Origin of the sequence: Blattabacterium cuenoti STAT, from assembly GCF_003573915.1 — a bacterium.
In the GTDB taxonomy this organism is placed as follows: Bacteria; Bacteroidota; Bacteroidia; order Flavobacteriales; family Blattabacteriaceae; genus Blattabacterium; species Blattabacterium cuenoti_A.
In genome coordinates this window covers 345,063-355,000 of sequence record NZ_AP014608.1, presented here as the reverse complement: position 1 = coordinate 355,000, position 9,938 = coordinate 345,063, and the positions used below count along the sequence as shown (strand labels likewise).

Here is a 9,938-nt window from a genome sequence, read left to right as displayed (position 1 = left end):
TGAACACGTTCTTTAAGAGTATCAATCCATAAAGTTCGTTCTTTTCCATTTTTTTTTAACACCTTTTCCATAAAAGAATTAGAAATTATTACCCCTTGATGAACATTATGACATTGACGATTAATATCTCCTTTAGGTTCTCTAATTTTTAAAAATTCTGGATATTCTTTATGTTCTATGTTTAAATAAATCGCTACAGCACCTCTACGTGTTTTACCTTGTTTACTAGCTACTATAGTACTATCATATGATTTAATAAAAGGAATAATCCCATCAGAAGTCCCCAATGCTCCATTTTTTATGGATTTTCCTATAGGTCTAACTAAACTAAAGTCATAAGATGTTCCTCCACCATGTTTACTTAGTATAGCCATTTCTAAATTTTTTCTATATATTTCATACATACTATCCCCAATTCTTCCAGAAAAACAACTAATAGGTAAACCTTTTTCTGTTCCGAGATTTACCATAACTGGAGTAGAAGGGATAAGCCATCCTTTCCAAAAAATATTAAAAAACTCTCCTTCTATTTTCGGTTTTTTTAAAATTCTCGCTGCATTTTTTGACAATCTTTTATATGCCTCAAAAGGAGATTCTCTATCTAATAAGTATCCACCTTTAATTGTAGTTAAATATAATTCATTATTAGCCCAAACGGGAAAATCCTTTCCTACTTTCCATCCTTCTTTTTCTGCAATAGGGTGTGTTTCCATTATTTTAGACCTATTTATTTTTTTTTTCTTTTTCTATTTTTTCTTTTAGTTTAGCTAATCCAGCTATATCACCTAATGTGGATCTCTCCATTTTTCTATTTCTTATTACACGTCGTTCTTTTTTTTGATCTTTATCACGATAGACAGATGTATGAGAAACCACAATTTTTTTGGTTTCTTTATCAAATTCAATTATTTTAAATTTTCCTTTTTCTCCTTTTTTCATAGTAGACCCGTCTTTTTTTTCTAAAAAACGTAATGGAACAAAAGCTTCTATTTTTTGATCTTCTATAAATTTTACAGATGCTCCTTTTTCAAAAAGAGTTGATACTATTCCATAGTGAATACTTCCAACATAATAAATTTTTTCATATTTTTCCCATGGATTTTCTGTCAATTGTTTATGTCCTAAATTAAATCTTCTTACTTGAGTATCTATAGATAGTATAATAATTTTCAGTTTATCATTGATATTGCAAAATTCAGAAGGATGTTTAATTTTTTTAATCCATGAAAGATCATAGGTATAAATAATTCCAGAAATTCCTCGTTCTAATTCTAGAAAAACACCAAAATTTGTAAATTTTTTTACAGTTCCAACATGTTCTGAGCCTATAGAATATTTTTCTTGTATATTTATCCAAGGATCTGTTGTTAATTGTTTTACGCTTAAAGACATTTTTCTTTCCTGACGATCTATAGTTAATATCACAGCTTCTAATTCATCTCCTATTTGTACAAAATCTTGAGTAGAAGATAGGTCTGTAGACCAAGACATTTCACTAATATGTAATAAGGCTTCTACCCCTGGAATAATTTCAACGAATGCTCCATAATCAGCTAAAACACTTACTTTTCCTTTTATTTTACTTCCTATTTTTAAATCTTTATCTAAGGAATTCCAAGGATGAGGTTGCAGTTGTTTTAAACCTAATTGTACACGATTTTTTTCTTTATCTACACCTAATACAACAAATTTTAGTTCTTGTTCTAATTGAACTATTTCTGTAGGATGATTAATATGAGGCCAACTCATATCAGTAATATGAAGTAAAGCATCTACCCCACCTAAATCTACAAAGGCTCCATAAGGAAGAATGTTTTTTATTTTTCCTTCTAATACTTGACCTTTATCTAGTTTTGATATCATCTCTTTTCTTTGTTCTTCAATATCTCTTTCTATTAATACTTTATGAGAAACAACAACGTTTTTTGTTTTTTTATTGATTTTAACTACTTTTATTTCCATAGTTTTTCCCACATAAGTATCATAATCTCGAACAGGTTTTACATTGATATGTGATCCAGGTAAAAAACATTCTATATCAAATATTTCAACAATTAATCCTCCTTTTGTTCTAGCCGCAACATAACCTAGTATGACTTCTGATTTTTCATATGCTTGATTAATACGTTGCCAATTTCTTAACATTTTTGCTTTTTGATAGGAAAGAATACATTGTCCTTTGTAATCAATTTTTACAACCATAACTTCTATTGTACTACCAACTTGAATGATATCCAAATTTTCTCTAAATTCACTTGTAGGAATGGCTCCTTCTGCTTTAAATCCAATATCTACAATAACCATTGTATTCGAAATATGTATTATATTTCCTTGATAAATCTCTAATTCTTGAATATCTGGTAAAGTTTTGGTGTATAATTCTTCTAACTTTTTCCTTTTTTCTTGTATCTCATTATCAAAATGAGTTTCGTATTTCGTCCAATCGAAACTTGTTTTTATATTTTCCTTATTTATGATGTTCTGTTTTTCATTTTTTATATCATATGAAGGGGATGATTTTCTTTTTATTTCTCCGGTTTGATTAGACATAATTTTATTGTTTTTTTACTATTTTCTATCCACCATAATAAAACATATATATGGATAGAGAACTAGAGAACACTGAAACTGTTCTCAGTTCTCTATTTATTTTATTTAATGAAAGAAACAGGTAATACAAAACTAATAATTTTTCAGTAACTTTTTCTACTATCTAGTAATTAAAAATAAAATGTACCTTATTGTTGATACTGAAACTACAGGATTGCCTAGATCTTATAATTGTCCAATTACCAATATAGAAAATTGGCCAAGAATCGTACAAATTTCATGGCAGAATCATAATGTTATAGGAGATTTAATAGAATTTAAAAATTTTATTATAAAACCGGATAATTATGATATTCCTTTTAATGCTTTTAAGATTCATGGAATAACTAATGAAAAAGCAGAAAAATATGGATTTGATTTAAGTTCTGTTCTTCACGAATTTCAAAAATCTCTTGATCAATCTCAATGTTTAATTGGTCATAATTTAAATTTTGATATAAAAGTTATTGAATGTGAATTTTTTAGAAAAAAAATTCCTATCTCTTTTAAAAAGAAAAAAATATTAGATACCAAAGAAATTTCTATTTCTTATTGTAAATTACCGGGTATTGGAAAAAGATTCAAATGGCCTACATTGACAGAATTATATCAAAAGCTTTTTGAAGAAAAAATTCCCAATTTGCATAATGCAGAAAACGATGTTAAAGCTACAGCACGTTCTTTTTTAGAATTATTACGAATTGGAATAATATCACATCAAGAAATCGGAATTAAAGAAGATGTTTTATTGAATTTCAGAAAAAGGTATAATAAAAAAATTTCTTCCTCTATGGTTTCTTTTCAAGAAAAAATTTTTCCTTTTTTAGAAAAATTAGAAAAAAAAGAAAAAATTTTTTTTAAAAAAAATGATATAACATTGAATGAAGAATTGAAAAAAAAAAAATATTCTCACATTCATAATCATACTTATTTTTCAATTCTTCATTCAACTATAGATATTAAATCTCTAGTAAAAAGAGCAATACTTTGGAATATGCCAGCTGTAGGAATAACAGATTATGGAAATATGATGGGCGCTTTTCATTTTTTAAATACTATTCATTCTATAAATAAAAAATATTATCCAGAAAAATCAATTAAAGGAATCGTAGGTTGTGAAGTCTTTATTTCAGATAATTATTTACAAAAAAAATTTACAAAAGAAGAACCGGATAAACGATATCAACAAGTTTTTTTATCTAAAAATAAAAAAGGTTATCATAATTTAACAAAACTTTGTTCATTAGGTTTTACAGAAGGTCTATATGCTGGAATTCCTAGAATTGGAAAAAAGTTAATAGAAAAATATAAGGAAAATTTAATCGCTCTTACTGGAGATTTAAATGCAGAAATTCCATATACTATTTTAAATTATGGTGAAAGAAAAGCAGAAAAAATTTTTTTATGGTGGAAGGATCTTTTTGGAGAGGATTTTTATATAGAATTATTCCGTCATGGACTAGAAGAAGAAAATTATGTAAATAACATATTATTGAAATTTTCAAAAAAATATCATGTAAAATATATTATACAAAATAATACTTTTTATTTAGATAAAAAAGAAGCAAATGCTCATGATATTTTACTTTGTATAAAAAATGGAGAAAAACAATTAACACCTATAGGAAAAGGAAGAGAGTATAGATTTGGTTTTCCAAACCATGAATTTTATTTCAAAAGTACAGAAGAAATGAAAAAAATATTTTTCGATATTCCAGAATCTTTTGATTTTTTAGAGGAATTGGTTAATAAAATTGAATCTTATCACCTTTTTAACAAAATATTACTTCCAAAATTTCAAATTCCAAAATTTTTTGAAGATCCTATAGATAAAATAGATGGAGGAAATAGAGGAGAAAATCGTTTTTTAAAAAAAATCACTTTTGATGGAGCTAAAAAACGTTATAAAAACATTACTAAAAAAATAGAAGAAAGAATTCTTTTTGAATTAAAAACAATAGAAAAAATTGGTTATCCCGGTTATTTCCTCATTGTTCATAATTTCATATCTCAAGCTAGAAAAATGAATATATCAGTGGGACCTGGAAGAGGATCAGTAGCAGGATCTATTGTTGCATATTGTATAGAAATAACCAATATAGATCCCATAAAATATAATCTTCTTTTTGAACGATTTTTAAATCCGGACAGAATATCTTTACCAGATATTGATATTGATTTTGATGATAAAGGACGTGAAAAAATTATTGAATGGGTTGTTCAAAAATATGGAAAAAATCAAGTATCACAAATCATAACATACGCAACTATGGGTGGAAAATCATCCATAAGAGATACTGGTCGTGTATTGAATTTACCTCTAAAAGAAACAGATCGTATGGCAAAAATGGTTCCTAATATGTATTCATTGAATGCAATTCTATATGATAAAAATATACTAGAAAAAATTATAAATAAAGAAGAAAAAAGCAATACAAAAAAATTAATAGAAATTTATCAAAATCAATCCACATTGGAGGGAAAAGTTTTACGACAAGCAGAGATTTTAGAAGGCACTATAAGAAGTACAGGAGTACACGCTTGTGGGATTATAATCAGTCCATATAATATTCAAGAATATATTCCTGTATCTGTATCAAAAGAATCTGATTTATTGCTCACGCAATTTGATAATCATGTAGTAGGATATGTTGGATTATTAAAAATGGATTTTTTAGGGCTAAAAACTCTTACTATTATTAAAGACGCCATAAAACTCATTCAAAGAACACATGAGAATATAATTTTTACAGAAAAAACATTTCCTCCTTTAGAGGACGAAAAAACTTATCATCTTTTTCAAAAAGGAAAAACTGTAGCTGTATTTCAATATGAATCTACAGGAATGCAAAAATATTTACGTCAATTGAAACCTGATAAATTTGATGATTTAATTGCGATGACAGCATTGTATAGACCAGGTCCTTTACAATACATTCCTAATTTTATTTTAAGAAAACATGGAAAAGAAGCTATTACCTATGATTTACCGGAAATGGAGGAATATTTAAAAGAAACTTATGGAATAACAATATATCAAGAACAAGTCATGTTAATTGCTCAAAAAATTGCTAATTTTACCAAAGGAGAAGCAGATGTCTTGAGAATAGCTATGGGAAAAAAACAAAAAGAAAAGCTCAATAAAATGAAAAATTTATTTCTTAATCAAGCTATGAAAAAAGGTTATCCTAAAAATATTTTAAAAAAAATATGGAAAGATTGGGAATATTTTTCTTGCTATGCTTTTAATAAATCTCATGCCACATGTTATGCCTACATAGCTTTTCAAACTGCTTATTTAAAAGCACATTTTCCATGTGAATATATGGCTTCTGTATTAAGTAATAATATGTATAATATTAAACAGCTTACTTTTTTAATAGAAGAATGTAAAAGAATGAATATATCTGTGATTACTCCAGATATAAATGAAAGTAATTCTTTTTTTAAAGTTACCGATTCTAATTGCATTAGATTCGGTCTTGCAGGAATAAAAGGGGTAGGGAAAAATGCTGTAAAAATTCTTCTTCAAGAAAGGAAAAAAAACGGACCTTATACGTCTGTTTTTAATTTGGTTAAAAGAGTAGACTTGCGTGTAGTAAATAAAAAAACTTTAGAGAGTTTAATTTTATCCGGAGCTTTAGATAGTTTTCATATTGATAGAGAGCAATATTTTCATGTTGGATCTGATGATCAATTAAATACTTTAGAAAAAATTATTAGATTTGAATCCAAATTACGAAAAACAAAAAATAAGGAAGAGAAACCTATTATTACGAAATGTGATTTATGGAATAACACATATAAATTATCCAAAGAAAAAGAAGTATTAGGTGTTTATACTTCTGCACATCCTTTGGATGATTTTTGTTATGAAATTAAATATTTTACAAATATATCTTTAGAAAAATTAAAGAATAAGGAATCTTTTCTCACAGGAAAAAAGATGTACGTATGTGGAGTTTTATCTCAAATAGAGAAAAAAATATATATAAAAAATGGAATTAAATATGGAATTTTTTTGTTAGAGGATTATAACTCTTCTAAAGAATTTAGAATTTATGGACAACAATATTTGAAATATGAACCTATTCTAATTCAGAATAATCTATTGTATTTATGTTTTTCTATTGATCAATCAAAATATAAAAAATATAAAATTAATATTTTACATATAGAAAAATTACAAAATGTTTTAAAAAAATTGGTACATAAACTGATCATAAAAATTAATATAAACAACTTAAATAGTGTTTTTATAAATAGTATAGAAAAACTTTTTTCTCAACAACAAATAGGAGATAAAAAATTGAATATAATTCTTTATGATAAAGTAGATCAAGTTTTTTTTTATTTTGAATCTATTAAATATGAAATTAATATTAATTCAAGTTTTTTAAAAAAATTGGAAGAAATAAAAGGATTAGATTTTTGTTTAAATTAATACTCGCCAGGAAGGATGAAATTAATTAAAAAGACTTTCCTAAATTTGTATTTTGATATAAATAAAGTAAAATATATGAAGTATTATTCATACTACAATCAATTGGGAAAATGCCTTTATTTTTTTTTCTTAGTTTTTATTTGAGTGACTTCTTATAAACAAAGATGAAACTAAAAGTTAGAGTATCTCATGAAGAGGATACAAAATATGCTTTCTTAATTTGTAAAAAAATTGAAGAATCGGCAAAAATTAGAGGAACTGGAATTGCAAAAAAGGATCCAGAGTATATTAAATTAATAATGATTCGTGGAAATGCGGTAATGGCTTTTTGTGATGAAAAACTAGCGGGATTTAGTTATATTGAAACTTTTCATAATAAAGGATTTGTAGTTAATTCTGGTTTGATTGTTTTTCCTGAATTTAGAAAACAAGGATTGGCAAAAATTATAAAAATTGAAATTTTTAAACTTTCCAAAAAAAAATTTCCAAATTCAAAAATTTTTAGTATTACAACAAGTAATACAGTTATTAAAATCAATACAGAATTAGGATTTAAACCTGTTTCTTTTAGTGAACTAACTCATTCAGAAGAATTTTGGAAAGGATGTAAAAGTTGTGCAAATTTTGATATTTTAACTAGAAATCAAAGAAAAATGTGTTTATGTACAGGTCTTTTATACAATCCAAATACAGATAGTAATAAGAACAACAATAAAAAAAAAAATTATTTATCTACTGGAGATAAAATTGTATTAGCTTATAGTGGCGGTTTAGATACCTCTTATTGTTTAAAATATTTAATAGAGAAATATGAAGTTCATACAGTTATTATTAATACAGGAGGTTTTAAAAAACATGAATTAGATCAAATTGAAGAAAGAGCTTTAGTCATTGGATCTAAGTCGCACAAAACTATCGACGCCATAGAAGAGTATTATCAGAATTGTATAAAATATCTTATATTTGGAAATATTCTTAAGAATAATACTTATCCACTTTCAGTAAGCTCAGAAAGAATTTTTCAGGCTATTAAAATAGCAAAATATGCCACTTTTATTCAAGCAAAAGCAATTGCTCATGGAAGTACAGGAGCAGGAAACGATCAAGTCAGATTTGACTTAGCTTTTCAAATTATTTGTCCAGAAAAAATAACTCTTTCTCCTATAAGAGAGAAAAAAATATCTAGAAAAGAAGAAGTTGAATATTTAAAAAAGAAAGGAGTTTCTATTTGTTGGGATCAAGTTGAATATTCTATCAACAAAGGAATTTGGGGGACTAGTATCGGAGGAAAAGAAACTCTTAGTTCTTATCAAAATTTTCCAGAAAAAGCTTATCCAAAAAAATTAAAAAGAAAAGAAAGCGAAAACTTAGAATTAGAATTTGAAAAAGGTGAATTAGTGAGTGTAAATCAAGAAAAAGGAAAAGCTATAAAAAATATAATAAAAATTGAAAAAATAGCTTCAGAATTTGCTATAGGAAGAGGAATCCATGTAGGAGATACAATTTTGGGAATTAAAGGAAGAATTGCATTCGAAGCTTCAGCTGCTATTATTATTATAAAAGCTCATCATTTATTGGAAAAACATATTCTTACAAAATGGCAACTTTATTGGAAAGAACAATTATCCAATTGGTATGGTATGTTACTTCATGAAGCTCAATATTTAGATCCTGTTATGCGTGATATAGAAAAATTTTTAAAAAGTACACAGAAGAGATTAACCGGAAGTGTATATATCATTCTTTATCCTTATAGATTTCATTTAGTAGGAATCAAATCTAAATTTGATTTAATGACATCTTCTAATATAAAAACTAAATATGGAGAAATGAATTATGCTTGGACAAAAGAAGATGTTAAGGGTTTTACTAAAATTTTGAGTAATCAAATAAAAATGTATCATAATTTAAATAATAAAGAAGAATGATTGAAATAGGCATTATAGGAGGAGCTGGATACACTGCTGGAGAATTGATTCGATTGGTGATTCATCATCCAAAAATTAAGATTAAAAATATAGTTAGTAAAAGTCATACAGGAGAATTGATTTATGTAATTCATCAAGATTTATTAGGAGAAATAGAAATAAAAAATATAAAATTTTCCCATGATTTAAGCAAAGAAATAGATGTTGTATTTCTTTGTTCTGGACATGGAAAATCTAGAGAAGAATTGTATCATATATCAGAAAATATAAAAGTAATTGATTTGAGTCAAGATTTTAGAATAAAAATTCAATCTATTTTTAACAATAGAAATTTCGTTTATGGATTGCCGGAATTTCAAAAAGAAACTATAAAAAAATCAAATAATATAGCCAATCCTGGATGTTTTTCTACAGCAATTCTATTAGCAATTTTACCACTAGCTAAAAATCAATTCTTAAAAAAAGATATACATATTAGTGCCATTACAGGTTCTACAGGAACCGGAAGAAAATTGACTGATATAAATCATTTTAGTTGGAGAAATAATAATATTTCTACTTATAAAATTTTTAAACATCAGCATTTGAAAGAAATTAAACAAACTATTCATCAAGTACAAAATAATTTTGATTCTAGAATTTATTTTGTACCTTATAGAGGAAATTTTTCTAGAGGAATTATAACAACTTTATATACTTATTCTATTCTCTCTTTGAATAGAATTAAAGAAATTTATAAAGAATATTATAAAAATCATCCATTTGTAAATATTTCTGATGTTAATATTGATATTAAACAAGTGATCAATACAAACAAGTGTATTTTGTATCTTATTAAAGAAGAAGATCAACTGATTGTTATCAGCATTATAGATAATCTCATAAAGGGAGCCTCTGGTCAAGCTATACAAAATATGAATCTTATGTTTGGGTTGGATGAAACTTGTGGTTTAAGATTAAAATCCGTTCGTTTCTAA

Annotated in this window: 5 protein-coding genes (1 of these 5 only partly in view); 3 read left to right on the top strand and 2 right to left on the bottom strand. The window is 25.9% G+C overall.

Annotation, left to right across the window (positions count from 1 at the left end; genetic code table 11):
• On the bottom strand, positions 1–713 hold the start of the coding sequence (locus tag STAT_RS01665) for a ribonucleoside-diphosphate reductase subunit alpha (RefSeq protein WP_119305528.1). 997 nt of this gene lie to the left of the window's left edge; only the first 713 of its 1,710 coding nucleotides appear in the window; its start codon is at positions 711–713; its stop codon lies beyond the left edge, outside the window.
• A 10-nt stretch (positions 714–723) separates the two neighbouring features.
• Positions 724–2,550, bottom strand: coding sequence for a 30S ribosomal protein S1 (gene rpsA, locus STAT_RS01660; RefSeq protein ID WP_119305527.1), 1,827 nt, complete (start codon positions 2,548–2,550; stop codon positions 724–726).
• Positions 2,551–2,731: 181 nt separating this feature from the next.
• Here rpsA and dnaE point away from each other — a divergent pair, with 181 nt between their 5' ends.
• The 3 genes from dnaE to argC all read left to right on the top strand — a co-directional run bounded on the left by dnaE (position 2,732) and on the right by argC (position 9,938).
• Positions 2,732–7,033, top strand: coding sequence for a DNA polymerase III subunit alpha (gene dnaE, locus STAT_RS01655; RefSeq protein ID WP_119305526.1), 4,302 nt, complete (start codon positions 2,732–2,734; stop codon positions 7,031–7,033).
• Positions 7,034–7,197: 164 nt separating this feature from the next.
• Positions 7,198–8,961 carry an argininosuccinate synthase domain-containing protein gene (locus tag STAT_RS01650; protein ID WP_119305525.1) on the top strand — a complete coding sequence of 588 codons (1,764 nt, stop codon included), beginning with the start codon at positions 7,198–7,200 and terminating at the stop codon, positions 8,959–8,961.
• Positions 8,958–9,938 carry an N-acetyl-gamma-glutamyl-phosphate reductase gene (argC, locus tag STAT_RS01645; protein WP_119305524.1) on the top strand — a complete coding sequence of 327 codons (981 nt, stop codon included), beginning with the start codon at positions 8,958–8,960 and terminating at the stop codon, positions 9,936–9,938. Before STAT_RS01650 ends, argC begins: the two co-directional genes overlap by 4 nt.

Bases quoted from the DNA above. Each gene is read 5' to 3' on its own strand.
- STAT_RS01650 (WP_119305525.1), top strand. From the start codon at position 7,198: ATGAAACTAAAAGTTAGAGTATCTCATGAAGAGGATACAAAATATGCT.
- rpsA (WP_119305527.1), bottom strand. From the start codon at position 2,550: ATGTCTAATCAAACCGGAGAAATAAAAAGAAAATCATCCCCTTCATAT.
- argC (WP_119305524.1), top strand. From the start codon at position 8,958: ATGATTGAAATAGGCATTATAGGAGGAGCTGGATACACTGCTGGAGAA.
- dnaE (WP_119305526.1), top strand. From the start codon at position 2,732: ATGTACCTTATTGTTGATACTGAAACTACAGGATTGCCTAGATCTTAT.